Source organism: Streptomyces sp. NPDC043861 (assembly GCF_056435905.1).
Genome location: NZ_JBWKDP010000002.1, coordinates 333,351 through 358,317 on the forward strand (window position 1 = coordinate 333,351; position 24,967 = coordinate 358,317).

Annotated in this window: 18 protein-coding genes and 3 tRNA genes; 6 read left to right on the forward strand and 15 right to left on the reverse strand. The window is 70.9% G+C overall.

The window, feature by feature from the left end:
- Window positions 1–63 precede the first annotated feature (63 nt).
- The gene (locus AC068D_RS06055; protein WP_478821743.1) at window positions 64–501 is read left to right on the forward strand and encodes a DUF7144 family membrane protein; all 438 of its coding nucleotides are present in this window, start codon (window positions 64–66) and stop codon (window positions 499–501) included.
- Window positions 502–758: 257 nt separating this feature from the next.
- On the opposite strand, the gene AC068D_RS06060 is transcribed toward AC068D_RS06055, so the two are convergent.
- From AC068D_RS06060 to AC068D_RS06105, 10 genes are all read right to left on the reverse strand, one after another.
- Window positions 759–2,351, reverse strand: coding sequence for a GMC family oxidoreductase (locus AC068D_RS06060; protein WP_478821744.1), 1,593 nt, complete (start codon window positions 2,349–2,351; stop codon window positions 759–761).
- Entirely contained in the window at window positions 2,348–3,937 is a 1,590-nt protein-coding gene (locus AC068D_RS06065) for a long-chain-fatty-acid--CoA ligase (protein ID WP_478821745.1), read from the reverse strand. Before AC068D_RS06065 ends, AC068D_RS06060 begins: the two co-directional genes overlap by 4 nt.
- Window positions 3,938–4,094: 157 nt before the next feature.
- On the reverse strand, window positions 4,095–5,801 hold the full coding sequence (locus AC068D_RS06070) for an aldehyde dehydrogenase family protein (protein WP_478821746.1): 1,707 nt from the start codon (window positions 5,799–5,801) through the stop codon (window positions 4,095–4,097).
- A gap of 102 nt (window positions 5,802–5,903) precedes the next feature.
- A complete protein-coding gene (locus AC068D_RS06075; RefSeq protein ID WP_478821747.1) occupies window positions 5,904–7,262 on the reverse strand; it encodes an MFS transporter in 1,359 nt (452 codons plus the stop codon).
- 69 nt (window positions 7,263–7,331) lie between these two features.
- A complete protein-coding gene (locus AC068D_RS06080) occupies window positions 7,332–8,255 on the reverse strand; it encodes a TauD/TfdA dioxygenase family protein (protein WP_478821748.1) in 924 nt (307 codons plus the stop codon).
- A 117-nt stretch (window positions 8,256–8,372) separates the two neighbouring features.
- On the reverse strand, window positions 8,373–8,975 hold the full coding sequence (locus AC068D_RS06085) for a TetR/AcrR family transcriptional regulator (RefSeq protein ID WP_478821749.1): 603 nt from the start codon (window positions 8,973–8,975) through the stop codon (window positions 8,373–8,375).
- A 118-nt stretch (window positions 8,976–9,093) separates the two neighbouring features.
- Complete coding sequence (locus AC068D_RS06090) at window positions 9,094–9,798, reverse strand: hypothetical protein (protein WP_478821750.1); 705 nt, start codon at window positions 9,796–9,798, stop codon at window positions 9,094–9,096.
- Between the two features lie 821 nt (window positions 9,799–10,619).
- Window positions 10,620–10,693: transfer RNA gene (locus AC068D_RS06095), tRNA-Ile, on the reverse strand.
- Between the two features lie 177 nt (window positions 10,694–10,870).
- Window positions 10,871–10,943 (reverse strand) — tRNA-Asn (locus AC068D_RS06100).
- 5 nt (window positions 10,944–10,948) lie between these two features.
- Window positions 10,949–11,021, reverse strand: a tRNA-Asn gene (locus AC068D_RS06105).
- Window positions 11,022–11,190: 169 nt separating this feature from the next.
- Here AC068D_RS06105 and AC068D_RS06110 point away from each other — a divergent pair.
- The 5 genes from AC068D_RS06110 (at window position 11,191) to AC068D_RS06130 (ending at window position 17,521) form a co-directional block, all read left to right on the forward strand.
- Complete coding sequence (locus AC068D_RS06110) at window positions 11,191–11,490, forward strand: YtxH domain-containing protein (protein ID WP_478821751.1); 300 nt, start codon at window positions 11,191–11,193, stop codon at window positions 11,488–11,490.
- Between the two features lie 237 nt (window positions 11,491–11,727).
- Window positions 11,728–13,173 carry an FGGY family carbohydrate kinase gene (locus AC068D_RS06115; RefSeq protein ID WP_478821752.1) on the forward strand — a complete coding sequence of 482 codons (1,446 nt, stop codon included), beginning with the start codon at window positions 11,728–11,730 and terminating at the stop codon, window positions 13,171–13,173.
- A gap of 337 nt (window positions 13,174–13,510) precedes the next feature.
- On the forward strand, window positions 13,511–15,244 hold the full coding sequence (locus tag AC068D_RS06120) for an ABC transporter ATP-binding protein (protein WP_478821753.1): 1,734 nt from the start codon (window positions 13,511–13,513) through the stop codon (window positions 15,242–15,244).
- A complete protein-coding gene (locus tag AC068D_RS06125; protein ID WP_478821754.1) occupies window positions 15,244–17,169 on the forward strand; it encodes an ABC transporter ATP-binding protein in 1,926 nt (641 codons plus the stop codon). The genes AC068D_RS06120 and AC068D_RS06125 overlap by 1 nt, the downstream gene beginning before the upstream one ends.
- Before the next feature lie 76 nt (window positions 17,170–17,245).
- The gene (locus AC068D_RS06130) at window positions 17,246–17,521 is read left to right on the forward strand and encodes a glycine zipper domain-containing protein (protein WP_478821755.1); all 276 of its coding nucleotides are present in this window, start codon (window positions 17,246–17,248) and stop codon (window positions 17,519–17,521) included.
- Here the strand turns inward: AC068D_RS06130 and AC068D_RS06135 are convergent.
- The 5 genes from AC068D_RS06135 to AC068D_RS06155 all read right to left on the reverse strand — a co-directional run bounded on the left by AC068D_RS06135 (window position 17,509) and on the right by AC068D_RS06155 (window position 24,815).
- Window positions 17,509–18,744, reverse strand: a complete 1,236-nt coding sequence (locus AC068D_RS06135; protein ID WP_478821756.1) for an RNA polymerase sigma factor — start codon at window positions 18,742–18,744, stop codon at window positions 17,509–17,511. The two genes, AC068D_RS06130 and AC068D_RS06135, sit on opposite strands and share 13 nt — an antisense overlap.
- Window positions 18,745–19,002: 258 nt before the next feature.
- Window positions 19,003–20,928: a DNA primase gene (dnaG, locus tag AC068D_RS06140; RefSeq protein WP_478821757.1), complete on the reverse strand. Its 1,926-nt coding sequence runs from the start codon at window positions 20,926–20,928 to the stop codon at window positions 19,003–19,005.
- A 9-nt stretch (window positions 20,929–20,937) separates the two neighbouring features.
- Window positions 20,938–22,206, reverse strand: a complete 1,269-nt coding sequence (locus AC068D_RS06145) for an NAD(P)/FAD-dependent oxidoreductase (protein ID WP_478821758.1) — start codon at window positions 22,204–22,206, stop codon at window positions 20,938–20,940.
- Window positions 22,207–22,363: 157 nt separating this feature from the next.
- On the reverse strand, window positions 22,364–23,695 hold the full coding sequence (locus tag AC068D_RS06150) for a deoxyguanosinetriphosphate triphosphohydrolase (protein ID WP_478821759.1): 1,332 nt from the start codon (window positions 23,693–23,695) through the stop codon (window positions 22,364–22,366).
- A gap of 139 nt (window positions 23,696–23,834) precedes the next feature.
- Window positions 23,835–24,815, reverse strand: coding sequence for a sirohydrochlorin chelatase (locus AC068D_RS06155; protein ID WP_478821760.1), 981 nt, complete (start codon window positions 24,813–24,815; stop codon window positions 23,835–23,837).
- Window positions 24,816–24,967: the final 152 nt, after the last annotated feature.

The window sequence follows — 24,967 nt, forward strand, 5'->3', positions numbered from 1 at the left end:
GCACCTCACCTGAGCAGCTCATCACCTTTTGCGCCGCCTCCGGCAGCCAGGTTTGGTGGGTTCATGCAGCCAGAATCAGCCGGTTCGGACAAGCGCGCAGCGCCGCCGCTCGAGTGGTCGCACTGGGTGGCGTTCGCCGGGACGCTTCTGCTCCTGAGCGGCTTGTTCGACATCATCAACGGCTTTGTCGCCCTGCTGGACCACGGGTACCACGAGACGACCGCCAATCATGGCAACCGGCTGCTCATCTTCAACTACGCCGCCTGGGGCTGGGTGTGGATCATCGTCGGCATCGCCCAGTTCCTGGCCGGCGTGGGCGTGTTCGCCGGGTCGAGGGCCGCGCGGCTCGTCGGCATCGTGCTGGCAGCCGCCTGCATGGTGGGCCAATTGATCTTCCTTTCCACCTTCCCGCTGTGGTCGGTGATCACCATGGCCCTGTCCGTGCTCGTCATCTACGGACTGATCGCCGAGCCGCGCCATGTTCCGGGTGCGCGGGTCTGAGCGAGTGGCGAAACGCCCTGCCGGGACCACTGGCGCGTCTCGTCGGCCGGCCGCGAAGCCATCCACCGCGCCACGGCGTACTCGTTGACCGACCGGCCTCGTTGACCGACCGGCCTCGTTGACCGACCGGCCTCGTTGACCGACCGGCCTCGTTGACCGACCGGCCTCGTTGACCGACCGGGCTCGCCGGCCGCCCGGTCGAAGCCGCTTGTCCAAACAAAGCCACTCGTCCGGACGAAGCCACTTGTCCGGCGCCTTCAGTTCGTTCCGACCAGATCCGCGGCCCTTTCTCCGATGACGACGGCGGGGGCATTGGTGTGGCCGCGGATGATCGTCGGCATGACCGACGCGTCCGCGACGCGCAGACCCTGCACCCCTCGAACGCGAAGCTGTGGGTCCACGACGGAGGCATCGTCGCGGCCCATTCGTGCCGTTCCCACGGGGTGGTAGAGGGTATGGGCGTGATCGGCCAGCGTGAGAGCGTCACGCCGGTCACGGGACAGGACCTCGGCCCCGGGCGGCATGAGGAAGCGACCCGAGGACAGCCCGCGGGCGGTGAGCCGGTCGACGATCTGCTCGCAGACATCGAGCCCGGCCAGCAGGGCGGCACGGTCGGCCCCGTCCGTGTCCGTGAGATAGCGGGGGTCGATGACCGGTTGGTCGAGCGGGTCCGGTGACGCAAGGGTGATCGATCCGGTGCTCCGGGGACGGAGCAGGATGGCGCCCACGGTCACTCCGTGTCCGGGCGGTTTGACGAGGCCCTCACCGATGAAGGGCACCGGGGCGAAGATGATTTCGAGGTCGGGGAGTTCGAGTTCGGGCCGGCTGCGGACGAATCCGTAGGCCTCGCCGACGTTCGAGGTGAGCATTCCTTGCCGGCGGACGAGGTAGTTCAGGAGCTCGATGGGCCGCTCGGCGGCGAACAGTGACCTGTCCGGAACATCGACGGCGAGTCCCGAGATGAGGTGGTCGGTGAGATTGGCGCCGACCTCGGGGGCGTCCACCAGGGTGTCGATCCCCAGGTCGCGCAGGCGAGCGGCGTCGCCTATGCCGGAGAGCATGAGCAGTTGCGGGGTGTTGACCGCGCCTCCGCACAGGACGACCTCGCGGCGTGCCGACACTGTGCGCGTGACGCCGCCCGTGACGTACTCGACGCCCACGGCCCGGTGCCCCTCGAAGAGCACGCGGGTGGCCTGCGCGTTCGTGATGACGTGCAGGTTCGACCGCCTGCGGGCGGGCTTCAGGTAGCCGTCCGCGGTACTGAACCGCGCGCCGCGTCGCTGGCTCACCATGGTCTGCGAGAACCCCGTGGGTGTGGCCGGGTTGGCAGGCTCCACGGCATGGCCGAGCTCCTTGACGGCGTCGAGGAAGGCGGCCGTGTGCGGGTTCGGGTTGCGCTGCGGCTCGATGTGCATGGGGCCCGCGCGTCCATGGTCCGGGTCGGTGGCCCCGGTGATCCTCTCCAGGCGGCGGAAGTAGGGCAGCAGGCCCTTCCACGACCAGTCGGGGCCGCAGAGTTCGCCCCACTCGTCATAATCCGCGGCGAACCCGCGCACCCACATCATGGCGTTGATCGAGGAGCAGCCGCCGAGCATCCGGCCCCTGGGCCAGTAGACGGAGCGGCCGGCGAGTTCGGTCTGCGGGACCGTCGTGTAGTCCCAGTCGAGTTCGGTCCTGAAGAGCTGGGAGAAGGCGGCGGGGATGTGGACGGCCGCCTTCTTGTCCGGGCCGCCCGCCTCCAGAAGGGCGACCGATGCCGTGCTCTTCCCGGTCAGCCTGCCGGCGAGGGCGGCTCCGGCCGAGCCGGCCCCGACGACCACGTAGTCGACGGTGTCGGGCAGTGTGCTCATCGGGCAGTCCCCTCGGTCGCGCCGGCATCCGCGGTACCCGCGTCCCGGAGCTCGCGCTTGAGGATCTTGCCGGTGGCGTTGGTGGGCAGTACGGCGAAGAACTCCACCAGGCGAGGGTACTTGTAGCCCGCCATCTCCTCCTTGCACCAGGCGATCAGCTCCGCCTCGGAGAGCGTTGCTCCCGGGGCGAGGACCACGCAGGCCTTGATCTCCTCACCGTGGCGCTCGTGCGGCATGCCGATGACGGCCGCCATGCTCACGGCGGGATGGGTGAGGAGCACTTCCTCGATCTCCCGCGGGTACACGTTGAAGCCGCCGCGGATGATCATGTCCTTGGCTCGGTCGACGATGTGGAGCCACCCGTCGGCGTCCCGACGGGCCAGGTCTCCGGTGCGGAACCAGCCGTCGCGCATCACCTCGGCGGTCGCCTCGGGCCGGTTGAAGTAGCCCTTCATCACGTTGTGCCCGCGGATGACGATCTCGCCGATCGCGTCGGCACCCTGGACCGGGGTCCAGTCCTTGCCGACCAGGTCCACTTCCACGCCCCAGACCGGACGCCCGATGGAGCCCGGCCGCACCTTCTCGCCGCGCGGCGAGAACGTGGCCACCGGGCTGGTCTCGGAGAGGCCGTACCCCTCGAGAATGGTGACGCCGAACCGCTCGGCGAACCGGCGGTGGATCTCGACCGGGAGCGCCGAGCCCCCCGAGCCGGCCATCCGCAGATTCCTGGCGATCTGAGGCAGGTCCACGTCGGGCGCTTCTTCTTCGAGCAGGGCCCAGTACATCGTGGGGACGCCCGCGAAGAAGGTGACGGCATGGCGCTGCATCAGGGCCAGGGCCGACCGTGCGTCGAAGCGCGGCAGCAGCACCAGCGTCGCCCCTGAGGCGAGGCCGGCGTTCATCTGGACGACCTGGCCGAAGGAATGGAACAGCGGCAGGGTGATCAGATGCACGTCGTGCTCGATCTCGCCGAACAGCTTGTGGCAGGTCAGCACGTTGAGCATCACGTTGGAGTGGGTGAGCTCGGCGCCCTTGGGCCGGCCGGTGGTGCCTGAGGTGTACAGGATGACCGCCGTGTCACCGGACTCGGTGGCCACCGTCTCGAAGTCCGCGCTCTGCCCGGCCAGCGCCGCCGTCAGGGTCTCGGCGCCCGTGACCGGGGAGTCCTCGGTGGGGGCGGCGGGCATCAGGAAGAAGTGCTCGCAGCCCGGCGTCTCGCCGAAGCCCGCCCAGCCCTCCTGCCCCAGCGGGAGCTCGGCGCTGCCTTCGAAGCAGAAGTAGGCCCTGGCCTCGGAGTCGGCCAGGTGGTACGCGATCTCCCGGCCCTTGAGCAGCACATTGAGCGGGACGACGACCGCGCCGGCCTTGAGGATGCCGTAGTAGACGATCGGGAACCAGGTCACGTTCGGGCAGGACAGCGCGACCTTGTCGCCCGGCACGATGCCGCGTGAGCGGAGCAGGTTGGCCACGCGGCGGGCCGCCGCGTCCAGCTCGGCGTAGGTCAGCCGCTGGATGCCCAGCACGACTGCCGTGCGGTCGGGCACCGTACGGGCGCTGTTCTCCAGGATGGCGGCGAGATTGAGCATGTGAGGTCTCCGTGGGATGTGTCGGTGGAAGCGGCGGAGGAGCGGAATCGGCCGGTGGAGTCCGTCCGTGGAACGGCACGTCACGGCAAGGGCAGTGCGCCGGCGAAGCATCCTGGTGCGCTGCGCCGAACCGATGCCTGCACCAGGCTCGAGGGCGTCAGCCCCGCAGCGCGGAGAGAAAGATGGCCGGCAGCTTCCTCACGCTCGGTGCGGCCGTGAAGCGGGTGACGCGCTCCACCGTGGTCAGTGCGGTGCGGTTGGTGACGAAGTACGGCGGGCGGGGGGACAGTGACGGGTCGCCCGTGACCAGACCGCGCGGAGCGGGCGTGAACGGGGCGCGCAGCACGGTCTTCTCGATGTCCTCGAGCATGAAGGCGTTGTGCACGAAGCCGATGCCGCTGCCGATGTCCTGGCGCGTGTGCCCGGGGTGGGCGCCCCACGGTGTGAAGCCGAGCAGGAAGCCGACCGCCGACCAGCAGTTGACGCCCAGGGTGCCGTAGCGCAGGTCGGCGATCGCGCTGCGCACCGCGTCCCGGTGGGCCTTCTCGGTCCTCGGGTGGACGATGAGCGTGGCGCCGAGCGTCCCCGGAAGAGTGTCGTTGGCGAAGTCGACGGCGTGGTGCAGGAATTCGGCCGGAGTGCGTCCGGGCAGGCGTACGACGCCCAGCGCGCTGCCGAAGACCTCCTCGGTGATGAGGACGTCGTCGTTATCGGTGATGTCGGGGACGAGGAGCCGGCGGCCGTCGCCGTGAGTCTCCGCCTGCGGGTGGGCGGCGAGGACGGAGGCGAGGCGATCGTCGGCGCCCGGGTAGTAGTCGGTGCGCGCAGGCAGCGCGCGCAGTACCCGCCGGATCTCTGCCAGGAGCCGCTCGGTGCCGTCCCAGTCGCGCGGCAGAACCAGGATCTGGCTGGCGATGCAGTTGTGCCCGGAGTTGTTCATCTTGCTGGTGACGATGTGTTCGGCCTGGAAGCGGAAGTCGGCGCCGCTCCACGGCCCCGGCACCACGATGCAGGGACTGACGCCGCCCAGTTCACTGCTGAAGGGCTTGTCCAGCAGCGGCCGGTCGTCGTGACGGCGCTGCTCGGCTTCCTCGCCGGTGCCCCAGACAATGGCGTCGTGGGTGCGGTCGCTGCCGGTGACGTGAATGGCGTCCACGCTCTTGTGCCCGGCGAGGTAACCGCCTTCGGCCGCGCCGCCGTCGACGAAACGCACCCAGCCGCGTTTGACGAACTCGGCGAAGACGTACTCGAAGTGGGGGCGCAGATAGTCGTTGACCGGGTTCATCTTGGCGATGACGACCTGGCCCTCGGCGAAGAGCTTGTGCAGGATGTCGAGCGCGGTGATGGCGGCGACGTTGCCGGCGCCGAGCACGAGAGCCACTGCCGGGCGGCCGGGCCTGTCCCGGTACTCGCCCGCCGCACGGCTGCGTGCCTGCTCCGCGTTGGTGCCGGGGCGCATCCACACCTGGGCCGAGAAGCCGCCCAGCAGAAGGGCGTCCCAGCCGGTGGCGGGGAAGACGTCGACCCGCGTGCGGCCGTCCTCCTCGTGGACGGCCCTGGCGTCGACGGGATCCTTGCCCGCGGCGATCCGCCGCAGCACGTGCAGATACGCCGCGGCGTTCTGCGCCAGGGCCCACGGCCCGCCGATCCAGTCCTCCGCGGCCCACGGCGAGTCGGGCGCGTACCCCTTCGCGCGGGCACCTGCGGAGGCCAGCTCGGAGGCACGGGAGACCACGCGCGGCAGCAGCCTCTCCAGGAGGGCGATGCGTTCGGTGAGCGGGGTGGCGGACCAGGACTCGGCGCTGCCGCGTACGGCGGTCACGGTGCGGTCGAGGAAGGAGGTGTCGAGGGTGCTCGTGTTCACGTCAATTCCCTGGGGAAGGTCGGGAGTCGGGCGGGCGGGGCCGCTTCCCGGCACTGTGGGAGTCCGGCCCCGGCCCGGAGGAGACCGGACGAGGATGCGTCGTCACTCGGACAGCAGGCGCGCGTCGCGGTCCGGGTCGATCAGCGTGACGGCGGCGGTTCCGCTCAGCAGGAGCACGCCACCGGTGATCAGGACGGCGTACTGGTAGCCCCCCGCCCCATGGGTGTCCACGAGGCGCCCGATCAGTGTCGGGGCGATCAGACCGGCGACGGTCACCACGGCGTTCATGATGCCCAGGGCGCCGCCCCGGCGATCGGCCGGGACCAGTTCGGCGACAGTGGTGACGGCGACGCTGCCCATCGCTCCGGCGAGCGCGAATCCGGCGACCAGAAGTACGACGGGCGCGGCACCGGGCGGGGCCGACGGCAGGGCGAGGCATGCCGCGGCCCCGGTGAGCAGAAGGACTCCCCCGACCCTGCCGCGGGCCCACCGGCTCGCGATGCCGCGGCGCAGCAGCCATCCGGTCAGGCCGGCCTGTCCGAGCACGACGAGGCCGCTCAGTCCCCAGAACAGCATCAGCAACCGGGTGGACGCGGCCGAGGAGTGGCCCAGCCCGTCACGGAGGTAGGAAGGGAGCCAGACCAGGGCGAAGGCGATGACCCAGTAGGTGCCGAAGTAGGCGGTCGTCGCACCGATCCAGGTACGGGTCGCGAGGATCCGGCGGTACGGCATCCTGAGCCGGGCCGGGCCCGTCCCGGTTCCGGCCCCCTCCCCCTCGTCCGTCCCCGTCCCGTCGCCGGAGCCGCCCGAGGCCGGGGAACGCTTGTCCGACGCGGCAGCGTACGGTCCCTCTCCGCCGAAGGGGATCCACAGCAGGGCCCACACCACACCGGCGAGCGCCACCACGGCGACGGCCGGGCGCCAGCCGTGGTGGTGGATCACCCACGTCAGTACGGGTGCGGCGACCAGGACTCCCAGGGTGACGCCCAGCACGATCAGCGCCCCCGGCAGATTCCGTCGGTGGTTGGGGAACCAGGACAGGGTGGCCTGCTGGGCGACGGGGAAGGCGGGCCCCTCGGCGGCGCCGAGGAGAACACGTGAGGTGATGAGCACCGCGAACCCTCCGCCCACGGCCAGCGGAGCCTGGGAGAGGGACCACAGAACGGCCATCGCCAGCAGCAGCCACTTGGGCCGTATGCGGTCGGCGAGCAGCCCCACCGCCGCGCCGCAGATCGAGAACAGCAGGAAGAAGGCGCTGTTGGCGAGGCCGAAGGCCGATGCGGAAAGGCCGAGGTCCTGGCGTATCTGGTCTGCGGCCAGACCGAGCACGGACTTGTCGGCGAAATTGATCATCATGAAGACGACGAGCAGCGCAGTGACGACCCACGCTCGGCGTCTCGTTCCGTTCGTCGGCTTCGTGAGGCCGGCGGGCACAGCGGGTGCGACATCGGTGTCGGTCACAAGGGCTCCGCGGAGACTGGACGCGGCGTTCCGCGCGGCGGGCGCAGGGGAGGGGAGTCCGGTGCCCGTTCAGGAGAGCGGGACGCCGGCGATCGCGATGCGCTCCATGACACGGCGCTGCGGGAAGTAGTCGCTGATCGCGTAGTGCTGGGTGGCGATGTTGTCCCAGATCGCGACGGAGCCCGGCTGCCAGCGGAAGCGCACCTGGTACTCGGGGATCCGGGCCTGGAGGACGAGCTCGTCGAGCAGTTCACGGCTCTCGGGGTCGGAGAGTCCGACGATCCGGATCGTGAAGGGCTCGTTGACGTAGAGGAGCTTGCGGCCGGTGCGCGGGTGGCGGACGACCACGGGGTGCTCGACGGCCGGCAGGTTCTCGCGGTGCGCGGCGATCTGGCTCTCGGTCATCAGGCAGCCCCAGCTGGGCACCCAGTCGTGCACAGCGGTGAGGTTCTCGATGCGGGCCTTCATGGCCTCGGAGAGGTTGTCGTACGCGGCCGACATGTCCGCCCACATGGTGTCGCCGCCCGCGGCCGGGACCTCGACGGCGCGCAGGACGGAGCCGAGTGCCGGCGCGGCCATGAACGAGTGGTCGCTGTGCCAGATGTTCTCGGTGCCGATGGCCATCGCGTCCTTGGCCAGGCGGGAGACGCCGACGGTGTCGCCCTTGGGGAAGAAGGGGTTGGGCTCCGGCTCGCCCCACAGGCCGGCGAAGGCGAGCTGGGACTGCGGGTCGAAGGCCTGCTGCTCGCGGAAGAACAGCACCTTCCACTCCAGCAGGGCCTGCCTGATCTCGTCCGCGAGGTCCGCCCCGATCGGGAGCGAGAGGTCGACGCCTTCGATCTCGGCGCCGATGTGCGGGGTGAGCGGACAGATGTCCAGGAGCCGGTAGTCGGGCTGGGGCATACCGGGCGCGATGCGCTCGAGCGTGCGCTTCCCGTAGTGCATCAGGGGCTTGTCGAGCGTGGGGGCGGGGGCGGTGACGACGCTGTCCATGAGTCCTCCGTAACGGGGGCCGGAAAATCGTTACCGGAAGTATCGTTATTAGGGTGTGCGACGGCAAGGGTCGTGGGCGTCAAAAATCGAGCCGGAGATCCGGCGCGGGAAAACCGCTCAGGCAGCCGAACGGACGGCGCGGCTGACGAGGTCCACCAGCGTGTCCACCAGCGCGGCGTCGGGCAGTTCCTGCTCGACGATCAGCCGGAAGAGCAGCGGTGCGGCCACCAGGGTCGCCGCGGCCCGGACATCGGTGTCGGGCCGCACCTCACCGCGAGTGATCCCGCGTTCCAGGATGCGCCTGGTCTCGCTCGTGATCCGCTCGGTGTACTCCGCGTACTGGCCCCGCACCGCGCCCGTCTCGGCCGCCGCACCGATCAGGCCCGCGATCAGCCGGTCCGAGCCCGGCAGCCGGTACGCCTCCAGACGAGTGGTGAGCACCAGACGGAGCTCCTCGCGGAAGTCGCCCAGATCCGGCACGGACAGGGCGCCGACACGCGTCTCGGCAGCGGCGATGATCAGGTCCTGCTTGGTGGGCCAGCGCCGGTAGATGGCGGGCTTGCTCACCCCGGCCCGTGCGGCGACGGCATCCATCGTGACGCTCCCGATCCCCTGTTCGGTGACCAGGTCGACGACCGCGTTCAGGACCGCCCCGGTGACCCGCTCCTCCCGCGGCCGCCCCGGCCCCCGCTCCGCCCCACGCGACTGTGTACCCGCCATGCCCAGAGCCTACGATCCCGCCGGACCACGTCGGACCAGGGGGCGCGCTCGGTGATCGGCGGTGATCGGGCACGTCTCCTGGACCCGGCAGACCCCCGGTGGTGCGCGGGGCCGGTCCTCAGCCGAGGACGTTCACGGCCCGGGCGATCACGAGTCCCAGGATGAGCAGGGAGATGAGGGACTGGACGGCCATGGCGATCTTGGCCCAGGGGGCCAGCGGCATGACGTCGGTGGGGCTGAAGGCGGTGGAGTTGGTGAGCCCGAGATAGAGGTAGTCCACGTATCGGGGGCGCCAGTGCGCGGCGCTCAGTTCGGGGTTGAGCTGCTGGGGGAAGGCGAGTTCGGGGGTGGCGGGCATGTGGTGGGCCCGGGCGGCGGCTCCGCCGCTGTCGAGTTCGAAGTACAGCAGGGAGAAGGCGAGGACGGTGGAGGCCCAGACGACGCCGCCGGCCTGCAGCAGGCCGGTGGCGGAACTCGTCTCGGCCCCACCGTGGATGAGGTCGTCGACCAACCGGACGGTCGACCAGATCGCACTGACGGCCAGCACACCGACCAGGGCGATCGACACTGCGCGCAGAACGGTCGAGCGACGGTCGATGCGGCCCGGGTCGCCCACGATCAGCGTCACCAGAAGCAGTCCTTCGACGAACGGGAGCAGCCAGCGGGGCCCCAGGCGCAGGTCGTCGGGCATCAGCAGGAGCAGCGCCATGGCGGCGACGACGGCTCCGGCCATCGGCCAGCGGGCCTCGCCGTACACCTCCTGCGACTCCGGCTCGTGCGGGCCGCTCGGACCGTCGGCGCCGACGGGGCGGTGTCCGGTCATGTCCGGCTGCCACGCAGGGTCGGGACGCGGATGCCTGCCTGCGGCTCCGGCCACGCCCCACGCAGTGCCGTCGTCACGGAGGCGGCGTGCCGGTCCGCCGGGACGACACGCCCCGTGCCGCGGCCCGTGACGGGATCGACGAATGGCGCGACCGCCCACCTGACCGCGCCGTCGGACCGGCGGGTCAAGGCCCCGTGCGGCATGCCCTCACCCCGGTCTCCTCAGGGGGCTGGGCGGCGCCGCCGCCCGCGTCGTCACCGAACGTACCTCGAAGCCCCGCGAGGGCACCTCCTGCCGGACCCGCGTGTCCGAGCCCCGGTCGAGTCAGGAGACCGGGTCCGCGGTGGCGGCCCCGGGACCCTCCGCCCCTCCAACCACCCTCCGCTCCGTACGGATCGGCCACACCGGCGGCCTCACCGCCGTCGAGCACGTCGACCGGCCTCGAGGCCGGCAGCCGGTCCGCGATCCCCGCTCGCCCGACCCTCCTCGCCCCGACCCGCTCCTCGGCCTGCACAGTTCAGCCAGGACCAGCAGGCAGACGCCGCAGGCGGCCCCCTGACGACGCGTCCGAACCGCACCAGGGGACCCGAGAGGCGGCCTGCACGGGCGGGACCGGTCGTCGCACGACCTGCTCGACCACCAGGGACCGGGGCCTCCGGCGCCACATGCGCCGCACGTCGGATCTGCCGTGAATCGGCGTCTCCCCGATTCCGTCCTCACGATCCCGACAACATGATCGATGGGAGCGACCCGGGACCCTCAGGCACCCGTTGAACCGACAAAGCCGCAGGTCAGATCGATTCTGCACCTGCGGCGCTCGGTGGGGCGGGTGGGACTCGAACCCACGGCCGACGGATTATGAGTCCGCTGCTCTAACCGGCTGAGCTACCGCCCCTAACGGCGCGTCGCGCACATTTGTGCGCGCCGTCTGCCGCAGCATAGCCGCTCATACGATCTCCTGCTTCGGATGGTCGGCAACGCCATGACCATGAGGACTGCGCTGCCGCCTGCGCGGTTCCGGAAGCCGGGGAACACATGAAAAAGGACCCCTAGGGGTCCTCTTCCGCTGTCGCTCCCCCGGCTGGACTCGAACCAGCAACCCTCCGGTTAACAGCCGAATGCTCTGCCAATTGAGCTACAGGGGATCGCGCTCCCCCGACTGGACTCGAACCAGTAACCTGCCGGTTAACAGCCGGCTGCTCTGCCAATTGAGCTACAGGGGATTGCTGCGTGTGCATCGAACGTACCTACCTCGGGCTTCCCGGGCGGCGCTCGCTCGCTGCGACACATACATTAGCGCAAGCAGGGGGGTGCTCCGCCAATCGGTTCCCCCCGTGACCTCGTGACCTCAGATCCCGGCGTCGGGGACGACGCAGGGGAAGGGTGGCAGCGATGCGATACCGGCTCACGTTCGTCGCCGGACTGGCCCTCGGTTACGTGCTCGGCACCCGTGCCGGGCGCGAGCGTTACGAGCAGCTGAAGAAGTCCGCACGGGAGTTCAAGCAGAACCCCGCCGTGCGCAACGCCGCGGAGTCCGCCGCACAGACGGGCCGCGAGGTGGCGGGCAAGGCCTACCACGCCGTGAGCGACAAGGTCTCGGACCGTGTGCCCGACTCGGTGGCCGCGCGGGTGCGGTCGCTGCGGGAGCGCAGTCAGAGCGGCGAGGACGACTGGGGTACGACCAATACGTGATCCAGCCCGGCCCGGCGCGGGCCGCCCGGGCTCATGTGTCCGGGCGGCCCGCGCGGCCGGTTCCGGCGGCGCGGCCAGGAGTGCGCAGGCCCCCGGGAGCACGGGCTGCGGCCCCGATCCCGTCGGCCCGCCCACCCGGCCCGCACTGTGGCCGACCGGGCGGGTGGACGGGCGAGGGCAGCCATTTGGCCGGGCCAGGGCCGTATCAGGCCCCGGAGTGCGGCAGAATCTGACGGCATGGGGATAGTCGCCGGGCTGGACAGTTCGTCCGCCTTCACTCGCATCGTCGTCTGCGACACGGACACGGGTGCCGTGCTGCGCCAGGGGTACGCGCCACATCCGGTCGAGGCGAAGGCGAGCGACGTCGATCCGCAGGCCTGGCTGCTGTCGCTGGGCGAGGCCGCGGCCGGGGGACTCCTCGAGGGTGTCCAGGCCATCGGCGTGTCCGCGCAGCAGTACGGGCTGGTCCCGCTCGACGCGACCGGGGCCCCGCTGCGGGCGGCGCTCGTCGGGAACGACAAGCGGGCACAGGTCGCGGCGGCGGATCTGGTCGAGTCGTTCGGCGGTCGTCAGGCATGGGCCGAGGCCGTCGGATGCGTACCGCAGTCCGGACTGCCCGTGGCCAAGCTGCGCTGGCTGGCACGGAGTGAGCCCGAGACCGCCAAGCGCACCGCCTTTGTGATGCAGCCGCACGACTGGCTCGTGTGGCAGCTGCTGGGCAGGCCCGCGCGCCGGACGACGGACCGGGGCGCGGCTTCGGCGACCGGGTACTGGTCGGCGGGCACGGGCTCGTACCGCCCCGATCTGGTGGAGCTCGCCCTGGGCCACCGTGCCGCGCTGCCCGAGGTGCTCGGCCCGTCCGATGCGGCAGGCACCACTCCGGAAGGACTGCTGATCTCCGCGGGCACCGGCGAGACCATGGCCGCCGCGTTCGGGCTCGGCCTCGGCGTCGGCGACGCGGTGGTGTCGCTGGGTGCCTCCGGGTCCGTGATGGCCGTGCATCACGAGGCGCTCGCCGACCCCTCCGGAATGATCACCTCCTTCGCGGACGCCACCGGAATGCATCTGCCGGTCGTCCATACCCTCAACGCCGTGCGCACCCTGCGCGGCACCGGCGAGCTGCTGGGCACGGAGGACCTCACGGAGTTGTCCGCGCTCGCGCTGAAGTCGACACCGGGCGCCTCCGGGCTCGTCCTGCTGCCCTATCTGGAGGGCGAGCGCACCCCGCACCTTCCGCACACGGCCGGCACTCTGTCCGGTCTGCGCCGTGAGTCGATGAAGCGTGAGCATCTGGCGCGAGCGGCGTTCGAGGGCATGCTCTGCGGGCTCGCGGATGCCCTGGACGTGCTGCGCGGACGGGGCGTGAGCGTGCGCCGGGTGTTCCTGCTGGGGCATGCCGCCGAGCTGCCCGCGGTGCAGGTGTCGGCGCCGGCGATCTTCGGCGCGCAGGTCGTCGTGCCCCAGCCCGCCGACTATGCGGCTCTGGGCGCCGCCCGGCAGGCCGCGTGGGCGCTCGGCGTGGCACAGGGCACGCTCGCACCGCACACCCCGCCGATCTGGCAGGGTGCGGCGGCGCAGGTCTTCGAGCCGGGTGACGAGCTGGCGGTGGGCCAGGCGGTGCGACAGCAGTACGCCTCGACGCGGGACGAGATCCATCCGGGGGCGTTCGGCCCTTCGATGTGAGCCCGTCGCAGTGAACGCGGCGCGATGGGCCCGTTGCAGGAACCCGGCGCCATGGGCGCCGACGCCGTGAGTCCGGTGTCACGGATCCCGTTGTCATGCGGTCCTGCGTCACGGAGTCCGTTGTCACGGGGCCAGGTACCGAGGACTCAGGTGCCGTAGGCCCGGCCGGGCGGGGTGCCGCGGGCGCGGTGCCGTGGGCCGTGTGCCGTGGCCCCGTGCCAGGAGCGCGTTCTTGACCTGGGTTTGGCGAAAACCTTTGGGCACCCGGGGGCCGCGTGTCGGAGTATTGGGGCGACTCCACGACCCAGTGCCGCCCCGGCCGACCGAGAGACGACGCGTGCTCATAAGACTGCTCCGGACGTTCCTGCGTCCGTATCGGAAACCGCTTGCCCTGCTGGTGGTGCTGCAACTGCTCCAGACCAGCGCCACCCTCTATCTGCCCACCTTGAACGCGGACATCATTGACAACGGTGTCGTCAAGGGTGACACCGGGTACATCCTGGCGTTCGGGGCGCTGATGATCGGCGTCAGTGTCGTCCAGGTGGTGTGCAACATCGGGGCCGTCTACTACGGCGCCAGGACCGCGGCCGCCCTCGGCCGGGACCTGCGGGCCGCCGTCTTCGACCGGGTGCAGTCGTTCTCGGCGCGTGAGGTCGGGCAGTTCGGCGCACCTTCACTCATCACCCGGACGACCAACGACGTCCAGCAGGTCCAGATGCTGGTGCTGATGGCGTTCACGCTGATGGTCTCCGCACCGATCATGTGCGTCGGCGGCATCGTGCTGGCCCTCGGCCTGGATGTGCCTCTGTCGGCGGTGCTGCTGGCGGTCGTGCCGGTACTCGGCATCGCCGTGTCGCTGATCGTGAAGAAGATGCGCCCGCTGTTCCGGACCATGCAGGAACGCCTCGACACGGTGAACCGGGTGCTGCGCGAGCAGATCACCGGAAACCGCGTGATCAGGGCGTTCGTGAAGGACGCCTACGAGGAGGAACGGTTCCGTGGAGCCAACACGGAGCTGACCGAAGTCTCCATGTCGACCGGCCGGCTCATGGCACTGATGTTCCCGACCGTCATGACGGTCGTGAACGTGTCGAGCATCGCGGTCGTCTGGTTCGGTGCGCATCGCATCGACAGCGGCGGGATGGAGATCGGCGCGCTCACCGCGTTCCTCGCCTATCTGATGCAGATCGTGATGGCCGTGATGATGGCCACCTTCATGTTCATGATGGTGCCGCGCGCGGAGGTCTGCGCCGAGCGGATCGAGGAGGTCCTGGGCACGGAGTCCAGCGTCGTACCGCCGTCGCGGCCGGTACGGGAGCTGCTGCGCCGCGGCCATCTCGAGGTGAAGGGCGCGCACTTCCGCTATCCGGGTGCGGAGGAGCCCGTGCTCCGGGACGTGGAGCTGGTGGCCCGGCCGGGTGAGACCACCGCGATCATCGGGTCGACAGGCAGCGGCAAGTCGACGCTGCTCGGGCTCGTCCCGCGGCTGTTCGACGTCACCGGCGGTGAGGTGCTCGTCGACGGCGTCGACGTACGGGAGCTGGATCCGGTGCTGATGGCGCGCACCGTCGGGCTCGTGCCGCAGAAGCCGTATCTGTTCTCCGGCACCGTCGCCACGAATCTGAGGTACGGAAATCCCGATGCCACGGACGAGGAGCTGTGGCACGCGCTGGAGGTGGCGCAGGCAGCCGACTTCGTGCGGGACCTCGAGGGCGGACTGAACGCGCCGGTCGCGCAGGGCGGCACCAATGTGTCGGGCGGTCAGCGCCAGCGGCTCGCGATAGCCCGGACGCTGGTGCAGCGGCCGGAGATCTATCTCTTCGACGATTCCTTCTCGGCACTGGACTATGCGACGGACGCGGCGCTGCGCGGGGCGCTGACCCTCGAGACGGCCGAGTCGACCGTCGTGATCGTCGCGCAGCGGGTGTCGACCATCCGTGATGCCGACCGGATCGTGGTCCTCGACGAGGGCCGTGTCGTGGGCACGGGCCGCCATCACGAGCTGATGGAGAGCAATGAGACCTACCGGGAGATCGTGCTCTCCCAGCTGACCGAGGCGGAGGCTGCCTGATGGCGGGTCCTGGCGGACGCATGATGATGGGCGGCTCCGGCGAGCGGTCCATGGACTTCAAGGGCTCGGGCAAGCGGCTGCTCGCCCAGCTCGCACCGGAACGGCGCACCCTGTGGGTGATGCTCTCCGCCGGTGTGCTGAGCGTGGCGCTCGCGGTGGTCGGGCCGAAGATCCTCGGCCAGGCGACGGACCTCGTCTTCGCGGGGGTCGTCGGGCGGGAGATGCGGGACGGGATGACCAAGGAGCAGGCCATCGAGGGCCTGCGCGCGAAGGGCGACGGCGGGCTCGCCGACATGCTGTCCGGGGTCGCCTTCACCCCGGGACAGGGCATCGACTTCACCGCGGTCGGGAACGTCCTGCTGGTGGCGCTCGCCGTCTACGTCGCGGCCGGGCTGCTGATGCTGGTGTCGACCCGGATGTCGATCCGGGTGATCAACCGGACCGTGTACCGGATGCGTGAGGACGTCCAGACGAAGCTGTCGCGGCTGCCGCTGTCGTACTTCGACAGGGCCAAGCGCGGTGAGGTGCTCAGCCGCGCGACCAATGACATCGACAACATCTCGCAGACCATGCAGCAGTCGATGGGCCAGCTGATCAACTCACTGCTGACCATCGTCGGTGTGCTGGCGATGATGTTCTGGATCTCGCCGCTGCTGGCGCTGGTCGCCCTGGTCACGGTGCCGCTGTCCGTGTACGTGGCGGCGAAGGTGGGCAAGCGCTCACAGCCGCAGTTCGTGCAGCAGTGGAAGTCCACGGGGCGGCTCAACGCCCATGTCGAGGAGATGTACACCGGCCATGCGCTGGTGAAGGTCTTCGGGCGCCAGGAGGAGTCGGCGAAGGACTTCGCCGAGCAGAACGAGGCGCTCTACGAGGCCGGGTTCCGGGCCCAGTTCAACAGCGGGATCATGCAGCCGCTGATGTTCTTCATCTCGAACCTCAACTATGTGCTGGTGGCCGTGGTCGGCGGGCTGCGGGTCGCGTCGGGCACGCTCTCGATCGGCGATGTGCAGGCCTTCATCCAGTATTCGCGGCAGTTCTCGATGCCGCTGACCCAGGTCGCGTCGATGGCGAACCTGGTGCAGTCCGGGGTCGCTTCGGCCGAGCGGATCTTCGAGCTGCTGGACGCGGACGAGCAGCAGCCGGACCCGGTGCACGGGACCCGGCCCGAGATGCTGCGCGGGGCGGTGTCGCTGGAGAAGGTGTCGTTCCGCTACGACCCCGAGAAGCCGCTCATCGAGGACCTGTCGCTGGCCGTCGAGCCGGGCCACACGGTCGCGATCGTCGGCCCGACGGGTGCGGGCAAGACCACGCTGGTCAATCTGCTGATGCGGTTCTACGAGGTCACGGGTGGCCGGATCGCCCTCGACGGCGTCGACGCCGCCACGATGTCGCGGGACGAACTGCGGTCGGGCATCGGCATGGTGCTCCAGGACACCTGGCTGTTCGGCGGCACGATCGCCGAGAACATCGCCTACGGCACCTCCCGTGAGGTCTCGCGGGAGGAGATCGAGGCGGCTGCGCGCGCCGCGCACGCCGACCGGTTCATCCGCACCCTGCCCGACGGGTACGACACCGTCATCGACGACGAGGGCTCGGGCGTCAGTGCCGGCGAGAAGCAGCTGATCACCATCGCGCGGGCGTTTCTGTCCGACCCTGTGATCCTGGTGCTCGACGAGGCGACGAGTTCGGTCGACACCCGCACCGAAGTACTGATCCAGAAGGCGATGGCGCGGCTCGCCCACGGCCGTACGTCTTTCGTGATCGCGCACCGGCTCTCCACGATCCGGGACGCGGACGTGATCTTGGTGATGGAGAATGGCTCCATCGTCGAACAGGGCACGCACGAGGAACTGCTGCTCGCAGAGGGTGCGTACGCACGGCTCTATTCGGCGCAGTTCGCGCAGGCGGTCGCCGAGATCGACTGATGCGGACGGCATGCCTGCGGACGGAAGGGCCGTTCGCAGGACCGCGATCACGCGGACCACGGGGAGGAACGGGGACATGGGCGAGGAGTTGGGCGTCGAGGACCGGGCACCAGCGGGCAAGGACCGCAATCCGGCGGGCACGACCACGGCGACGGGGATGTCGCTGGGCATGGTCTTCGGGGTCTCGTTCGGGTACGCCGTCGACAACGTGGGACTGGGCATCGGTCTGGGGATGGCCTTCGGTGCCGCCGTCGGCGCCGTTGTCGAAGCCCGTACGAAGCGGCAGGGGCAGGCCGCGGGCTCCCCGGAAGGCTCCGAGCCGGCGCCGGGTGGCGACGCTCAGTCCAGGTAGCCGCGCAGCTGGTCCGCGAAGGCGTGGTCCCGCAGCTTGTTGAGGGTCTTGGACTCGATCTGGCGGATGCGTTCGCGCGTCACGCCGAAGATGCGTCCGATCTCCTCCAGGGTGCGGGGCCGCCCGTCGGCCAGCCCGTAGCGGAGCTGGACGACTTTGCGCTCGCGCTCGCCGAGGGTGGACAGGACGGCTTCGAGATGCTCGCGGAGCAGGAGGAAAGCCGCCGACTCCACCGGCGATGCGGCGTCGCCGTCCTCGATGAGGTCGCCGAGTGCGACATCGTCCTCCTCACCGACGGGGGCGTGCAGCGACACCGGTTCCTGGGCGAGCCGCAGGACTTCGCCGACCCGGCCGGGGGCGAGGTCGAGCTGGGCGGCCACCTCTTCGGCGGTCGGTTCGTAGCCGCGTTCCTGGAGCATGCGGCGCTGGACCCTGACGACGCGGTTGATCAGCTCGACGACATGGACGGGGACGCGGATGGTCCTGGCCTGGTCGGCGAGTGCCCTGGACATGGCCTGGCGGATCCACCAGGTCGCGTAGGTCGAGAACTTGTAGCCGCGGGCGTAGTCGAACTTCTCGACCGCCCGGATCAGCCCCAGATTGCCCTCCTGGACGAGGTCGAGCATGGTCAGCCCGCGGCCGACGTACCGCTTGGCGACCGAGACGACCAGGCGGAGATTGGCCTCGATGAGACGGCGCTTGGCCATCCGGCCCATGACGACGAGCTTGTCGAGGTCGAGGGCGAGCTGCGAGTCGAGGTCCGGGGTGCTGCCGAGTTTCTCCTCGGCGAAGAGGCCCGCCTCGACTCGGCGGGCGAGCTCCACCTCCTCTGCGGCGGTGAGAAGGGGTATGCGGCCGATCTCCCGGAGGTACTGCCGGAAGAGGTCGGAGGAAGGCACGCCGCTCTGCTGGTCGATCCGCGCAGGCGGCTCGGGTGGCTCGGGAATCTCGTACGCCTCCGGCTTCGCGGCCGGCGGCGGCTCGTTCTCGGGGTGGTGAGCGGCCCGGCTCTGCGGTGGTACGGCCGTGACCGGATCTGCCTCTGTCAGGGTCTGGGTCTGCACGGTGGCGGCCTCCAGGGTGGGCACTGCCGGTTGGGGGGCAGGCGGCAGCGGGACGGGGACGGCGGCCGGGCCGCTGTCCGTCCCGTACACATTGAGCGGATCCGCGGGGGTGAGTGGCCCAGTTTCCGTGGGCCGGCCGCGCTCCGAGGACTCAGGCACCGCACCCCAGTGTGGGGTACGACACATCACTGCCACGAGGGGCGTGCGGTGACTTTTTGAGTCCGTGCGGTTACGGGACCGGAGCCGGAGGGGATCCGGGAGCCCGACTCGGCTCCCGGGGTCCGGTCAGGCGGGCCGGACACGCGGGTGCTCGGGCCGGTGCCCGCCAGGGCCCCGGGCGAGCCGGGGAGGGAGCGCCGGCGGCGCCGCTTGGACCGGGCTCCGGCCTTCGGGCGGACGACGCTGCGCGGATACGTCCTAGAGCGCGTCCATGCCCCTGTTGCGCAGCGACTGCCCGTACTGCTGGAGCACCCACAGTTCGTTCTGCACTGCGGCGAGGTGCTCCGGGTCGCCGTGGGAGCCGAGGCGGGCGAGGGTGCCCTGGACCTCCCGGATGCGGCGGTCGACCGCCCGGAGGCGGACCTGGACGAGCTGTACGCCCGCATAGGTCTCGTCCACCGTGCGGGCATGGACGGCCTCCACCGCGAGTTCGGTGACCATCGCGCGGACGGTGTCGTCGGGAGCAGCCTCGCGCACCCGGGCGAGATAGCCGGGTCCGTCGGGGACACCCTGCTCGGCGCCGCCCGCATCCACGATGGCCTGGCGCACGGCGGCGTAGGGCGGGGCGGTGAACTCGTCCGCGCCGTAGGCGTCGAAGGCCGGGGAGACCAGCTCCGGGTGCTGGAGGGCCAGCTTGAGCAGCTCGCGCTCGGTGCGGTGGGCGGGGCTGCGGAGGTTGAGCGCGGGGCCGCTGGGAGCCGCAGGAGGCCGGGAGTCATACGACGGCGCCTGACGGCCCTGGGCACGCCCCTGGCCGGGACCGCCCTGGCCCTGGCCACCGCTCCCCCGGTCCCGTGCCCACCGCGCGAGCTGGGCGACGCGCTTCACCACGAACTGTGTGTCGAGGATGCCGAGCAGGCCCGCGAGCTGGACGGCGACCTCGTGCTGCGACGCGCTGTTCTTGATCCGGGCGACGATCGGGGCGGCCTCGTCGAGGGCGGCGGCCCGGCCGACAGGGGTTTCCAGGTCGTAGTTCTTCACGATCTGCCGGATCGCGAACTCGAAGAGCTGGTTGCGCGGCTCGGCCAGCTCGCGCACCGCCTCGTCGCCCTTCGCGAGGCGCAGTTCGCACGGGTCCATCCCGTCCGGCGCGATCGCGATGAACGTCTCGGCGGCGAACTTCTGGTCGTCCTCGAAGGCCCGCAGTGCGGCCTTCTGTCCGGCTGCGTCACCGTCGAAGGTGAAGATCACCCTGGCGCTTCCGTTGTCCATCAGCAGCCGCCTGAGGATCTTGATGTGCTCGCCGCCGAAGGCCGTGCCGCAGGTGGCGATGGCCGTCGGCACCCCGGCGAGATGGCAGGCCATCACATCCGTGTAGCCCTCGACGACCACGGCCCGGCTCGACTTGGCGATCTCCTTCTTCGCCAGGTCGATCCCGTAGAGCACCTGGGACTTCTTGTAGATCGCCGTATCGGGGGTGTTCAGATACTTCGGGCCGTTGTCGTCGTCGCGGAGCCTGCGCGCACCGAAGCCGACGACATCGCCAGATATATCGCGAATGGGCCACATCAGCCGGCCACGGAACCGGTCGATGGGGCCGCGGCGGCCCTCCTGGGAGAGCCCGGAGAGGACGAGCTCCTTGTCGGAGAAGCCCTTTCCGCGCAGAAAGCGGGTGAGGTGGTCCCAGCCCGCCGGGCTGTACCCCACGCCGAAGTGCTGCGCGGCGGCCTGGTCGAAGCCGCGCTCGGCGAGGAACGTGCGGCCGATCTCGGCCTCCGCGCCGGACTCCAGCTGGTCGGCGTAGAACCGCGCGGCGATCTGATGGGCCTCGACCAGGCGGATGCGCTCACCGCGCTGATGGCTCGGGTTGTACCCGCCCTCCTCGTACCGCAGGGTGATGCCGGCCTTGGCGGCGAGCCGCTCCACCGCTTCGGAGAAGGACAGGTGGTCGACCTTCATCACGAAGGTGAGGGTGTCCCCGCCCTCCTGGCAGCCGAAGCAGTGGAAGAGTCCCTTGGCCGGACTGACCTGGAAGGAGGGGGACTTCTCGTCGTGGAAGGGGCACAGGCCCTTGAGGTTGCCGCCGCCCGCATTGCGCAGCTGCAGGTACTCGGACACGACGGAGTCGATCGGGACCGCGTCCCGTACCGCCTTCACGTCGTCGTCATTGATCCTGCCTGCCACACGTGAATCCTAAGGTGCCCGGGTGACAGCGCCGAGCGGAGTCGCGGGGTCGGCGAGCGCGTCGGTGTCCACGGGGGCCCCGGAGCGGATCAGCTCCTGGATCGGCTCGGTGACGTCCCACACATTGACGTTCATTCCGGCGAGAACCTTCCGCTCCTTCAGCCAGAACGCGATGAACTGCCGCTTTCCCACATCGCCGCGGAGGACGACCTGGTCGTACGAGCCGGGCGGCGCCCAGCCCGAGTACTCCATGCCGAGGTCGTACTGGTCCGAGAAGAAGTACGGGACGCGGTCGTAGGAGACGTCCTGGCCGAGCATGGCGCGGGCCGCGGCGGGTCCGCCGTTCAACGCGTTCGCCCAGTGCTCGACGCGGAGCCGGATGTCGAGGAGCGGGTGGTGCACCGCGGCCACGTCCCCGGCCGCGTAGATGTCGGGGTCGGAGGTGCGCAGCGAGGCGTCGACGGCGACGCCCCCGCCGTGGGCCCGGTCGACGAGGGCGAGCCCTGCCGCCTCGGCGAGCCCGCTGCGCGGGGCTGCGCCGATCGCCGCGAGGACGCTGTGGGCGGGGTGCTCCTCGCCGTCGTCGGTCCGTGCGGCGAGGACCATGCCGTCCTGGCCGGTGATCTCGGTGAGGCGGGCGCCGAAGTGGAACCGTACGCCGTGCTCACGGTGCAGATCGGCGAAGATCTGGCCGAGTTCCGGGCCGATGACCTGGTGCAGCGGGGTGGGCTCGGGCTCGACGACGGTGACCTCGGCACCGTAGCCGCGGGCGACGGCGGCGACCTCCAGGCCGATCCAGCCCGCTCCGGCGATCACCAGGTGGCCGTTGTCCCGACCGAGTCCGGCCAGGACCTGCCGCAGCCGGTCGGAATGGGCGAGCCGGCGCAGATGGTGCACACCGGCCAGTCCGGTCCCGGGGATGTCGAGCCGGCGCGGCTCGGCGCCGGTGGCGAGCAGCAGCTTGTCGTAGTGGACGGTGGTGCCGTCACCGAGGCGTACGGACCGCCCCGCGCGGTCGACGGAGGTGACGGGCTGGCCAAGGTGCAGCTCGACGTCGTTCTGGGCGTACCAGGCCGGCTCGTGGACGAAGACGCTGTCGCGCTCCTCCTTGCCTGACAGATAGCCCTTGGACAGCGGGGGGCGTTCGTACGGGTGGTCGCGTTCGTCGCCGATCAGGATGACCCTGCCGGTGAATCCCTCGGCGCGGAGGGTTTCCGCCGCCTTGGCCCCGGCGAGCCCCCCGCCCACGATGACGAATGTCCGATGCGCGTCGACCACTTCGCTCCTCCTTGTTCACTGCCGGGGACCCGGGGGTTGTCCCCCCGGACAACACAGCACGCTACGCCGCCTTCTGCGAGCGTCCCGCACGGAGCGTGATGGGGGAAGAGGGGGTGACCCGGTGGGCGTGTCGGATCAGGCCATGCCGTACGCCCGCTCAGCGCTGCCGCGCGGTGAGGCGGGCGTGCAGGGTGCGGGCCGAGGCGTCCGTGAGCGAGGAGATCTGGTCGATGATCACGCGCTTGCGCGACCGGTCGTCGGCCGCTGCTTCGAACAGCGCGCGGAACTGCGGGTCCAGGCCCTCGGGGGCGCGCGCGGCCAGGGCCTCGGCGAGCTCGGCCACGACGATGCGCTGCTCGGCGCGGAGTGCCTCCTGCTCGGCCCGCTGCATCACATAGCGGTCGGCGACCGCCTTGAGAACCGCGCATTCGAGGTGGGCCTCGTCCGGGACGACGAGCTCGGCGGCGTACCGGGTGAGCCGGCCGGTGCCGTAGGCCTGCCGTGTCGCCGCCTCGGCGGCCAGACAGAACCGGCCGATGAGCTGGCTCGTCGCGTCCTTGAGACGCGCCTGCGCGACGGCGGTGCCGTCGTAGCCGTGCGGCCACCACTCCTCGTCCACGAGGCGGTCGAGGGCCTCCGAGAGTGCGCCCGGATCGGTGTCCTCGGGGACGTAGCGGCCGATGGCAACCTTCCAGATCTCCTGGCGCTCGTGCTCGGACAGGAGCGCGTTCGGGTCGATGTGACCGGCGTGGAGTCCGTCCTCGAAGTCGTGGACCGAGTACGCCACGTCGTCCGACCAATCCATGACCTGTGCCTCGAAGCACTTGCGATGGGCGGGGGCGCCTTCCCTGACCCAGGCGAAGACCGGGAGGTCGTCCTCGTACACCCCGAACTTGGGCGAGCCGGGCTCGGTGGGGTGACCGCCGCGTGCCCAGGGGTACTTGGTCGCGGCGTCGAGGGTCGCCCGGGTGAGGTTGAGGCCGACGCTGACCAGTTCGCCGCCCGCCCCGGCGGCGGCCGGGGCCACGGCGTGGGCATGGACGAACCGCTTGGGCTCGATGCGGGTGAGCAGCCGCAGCGACTGGGCATTGCCCTCGAAGCCCCCGCAGTCCTTGGCGACGTCGTTGAGGGCCTGCTCGCCGTTGTGGCCGAAGGGCGGATGGCCCATGTCGTGGGCGAGGCAAGCCGCTTCCACCAGATCGGGGTCACAGCCGAGAGCCGCGCCCAGCTCACGGCCCACCTGGGCGCACTCCAGGGAGTGGGTCAGCCGGGTACGCGGGCTGGGGTCCCAGGCCGCGCTGCGCGAGCCGGGGGTCACTACCTGTGTCTTGCCGGCGAGACGGCGCAGTGCGGCGGAGTGCAGCACGCGCGCGCGGTCGCGCTGGAAGGCCGTGCGGCCCGGGCGCTTGTCGGGCTCGGCGGCCCAGCGCGCGGTGGCCGCGTCGTCGTAGTCGCCGAGGTCGATGGTGGTGCCAGTGGTGCCTTCCATGCCCCCGACGGTAACCGCTGGCGCCTACAGCGTGGCTCAGGCGGTGATCCCGAACAGTGCCCGGGCAGCTCTCCGACAGTTCTCGGGTGCCTCTCGGGCGGTTCCCCGGCGGGGTTCCGCGGGATTCCCGGGCGGGCTCTCAGGCGGTGATCAGCCGGCGCGGGTCCACGGTCGCGCGTGCCGTCATGGCCACCGTCTCGTCGTAACGCTGCAGAACGAGCCGTGCGAGCGCGGGGTGCGCACCGAGCGGGGCGGCCGCGAGCCAGGGAGCGGCGGCCGAGGCCGCGGAGGCGAACCGCCCCGGCGCGGTGAAGTACGAGGCGACGGCCACCCGGTGCCTCCCACGGGCCGAGAGCGCGCGCACCGCCTCGGGCACGCCGGGCGAGACCGCGGAGGTGTACGCCGGGACGACCGGCACCCCGCCCAGCCGTTCGCTCAGCATGTCGGCGGTACGCCGGGCGTCGGCGGCCGAATCCGGGTCGCGCGACCCGGCCGCAGCGAGCACCACGCCCGCGCTGCGGCTGCCGTGGTCCGCGGGGCGCCATCCGGCCTCGGCGAGCCGTGCGTACAGCGCCTCGACGAGCAGCGGATGCGGCCCGAGCGGCTTCGCGATCCGGGCCCGCAGCCCCGGCGTACCGTCGACGGCGGCCGGTATGTCCCGCTTGACGTGATACCCACGGCCGAGCAGAAGCGGCACGAGGACGGCGTCGTGCCCGCCCGGAGCCGTGGGGCCGGCGAGTCCGGCGAGGGTGTCGGGCAGCAGGGGCGCGTCGAGCTCGATGTGACCGAGGCGCACGTCCAGGCAGGGACGCAGTTCCCGGACCCGGTCGAGCAGCCGGACGACGGTGCGCACGGCACGCGGGTCCCGGCTGCCGTGCGCGACGGCGACCAGGGCCGGGGCGGGCACCGATGCGGGTGTGGCGGGGCCCCCGGTCCTGTGCGGGGACGGGCCTGCGGTGGTCGTGGCGGGAGAACTCATAGGCCTGCGCACTCCGTTGAGCTGGACGTGACTGAGCTGCGCCCCGAGCTGCGCGGTGATCCGCGTGAGCAGCTCCGCGGTGGTGCCGAGGGGCAGCGTGTTCGGGGCCGTGGACTCGCGAGGGTGTGCCGACGCCGTCATGGACCGATCCTGGCGGGCGGAGATTGCCATGTCGTTGCGCCGGGGTGACAGGTGTTTTCCAGCGCCTCACCAGTGCGCCGGGGGCGATGTCAGCCGGTCGACCGGGGTGGCGCACCGGACGGGCCCACCGGCCGCTGCGGCCCGGGGCCCTG

Bases quoted from the DNA above. Each gene is read 5' to 3' on its own strand.
- AC068D_RS06055 (WP_478821743.1), top strand. From the start codon at position 64: ATGCAGCCAGAATCAGCCGGTTCGGACAAGCGCGCAGCGCCGCCGCTC.
- AC068D_RS06060 (WP_478821744.1), bottom strand. From the start codon at position 2,351: ATGAGCACACTGCCCGACACCGTCGACTACGTGGTCGTCGGGGCCGGC.
- AC068D_RS06065 (WP_478821745.1), bottom strand. From the start codon at position 3,937: ATGCTCAATCTCGCCGCCATCCTGGAGAACAGCGCCCGTACGGTGCCC.
- AC068D_RS06080 (WP_478821748.1), bottom strand. From the start codon at position 8,255: ATGGACAGCGTCGTCACCGCCCCCGCCCCCACGCTCGACAAGCCCCTG.
- AC068D_RS06085 (WP_478821749.1), bottom strand. From the start codon at position 8,975: ATGGCGGGTACACAGTCGCGTGGGGCGGAGCGGGGGCCGGGGCGGCCG.
- AC068D_RS06090 (WP_478821750.1), bottom strand. From the start codon at position 9,798: ATGACCGGACACCGCCCCGTCGGCGCCGACGGTCCGAGCGGCCCGCAC.
- AC068D_RS06110 (WP_478821751.1), top strand. From the start codon at position 11,191: ATGCGATACCGGCTCACGTTCGTCGCCGGACTGGCCCTCGGTTACGTG.
- AC068D_RS06115 (WP_478821752.1), top strand. From the start codon at position 11,728: ATGGGGATAGTCGCCGGGCTGGACAGTTCGTCCGCCTTCACTCGCATC.
- AC068D_RS06125 (WP_478821754.1), top strand. From the start codon at position 15,244: ATGGCGGGTCCTGGCGGACGCATGATGATGGGCGGCTCCGGCGAGCGG.
- AC068D_RS06130 (WP_478821755.1), top strand. From the start codon at position 17,246: ATGGGCGAGGAGTTGGGCGTCGAGGACCGGGCACCAGCGGGCAAGGAC.
- AC068D_RS06150 (WP_478821759.1), bottom strand. From the start codon at position 23,695: ATGGAAGGCACCACTGGCACCACCATCGACCTCGGCGACTACGACGAC.
- AC068D_RS06155 (WP_478821760.1), bottom strand. From the start codon at position 24,815: ATGACGGCGTCGGCACACCCTCGCGAGTCCACGGCCCCGAACACGCTG.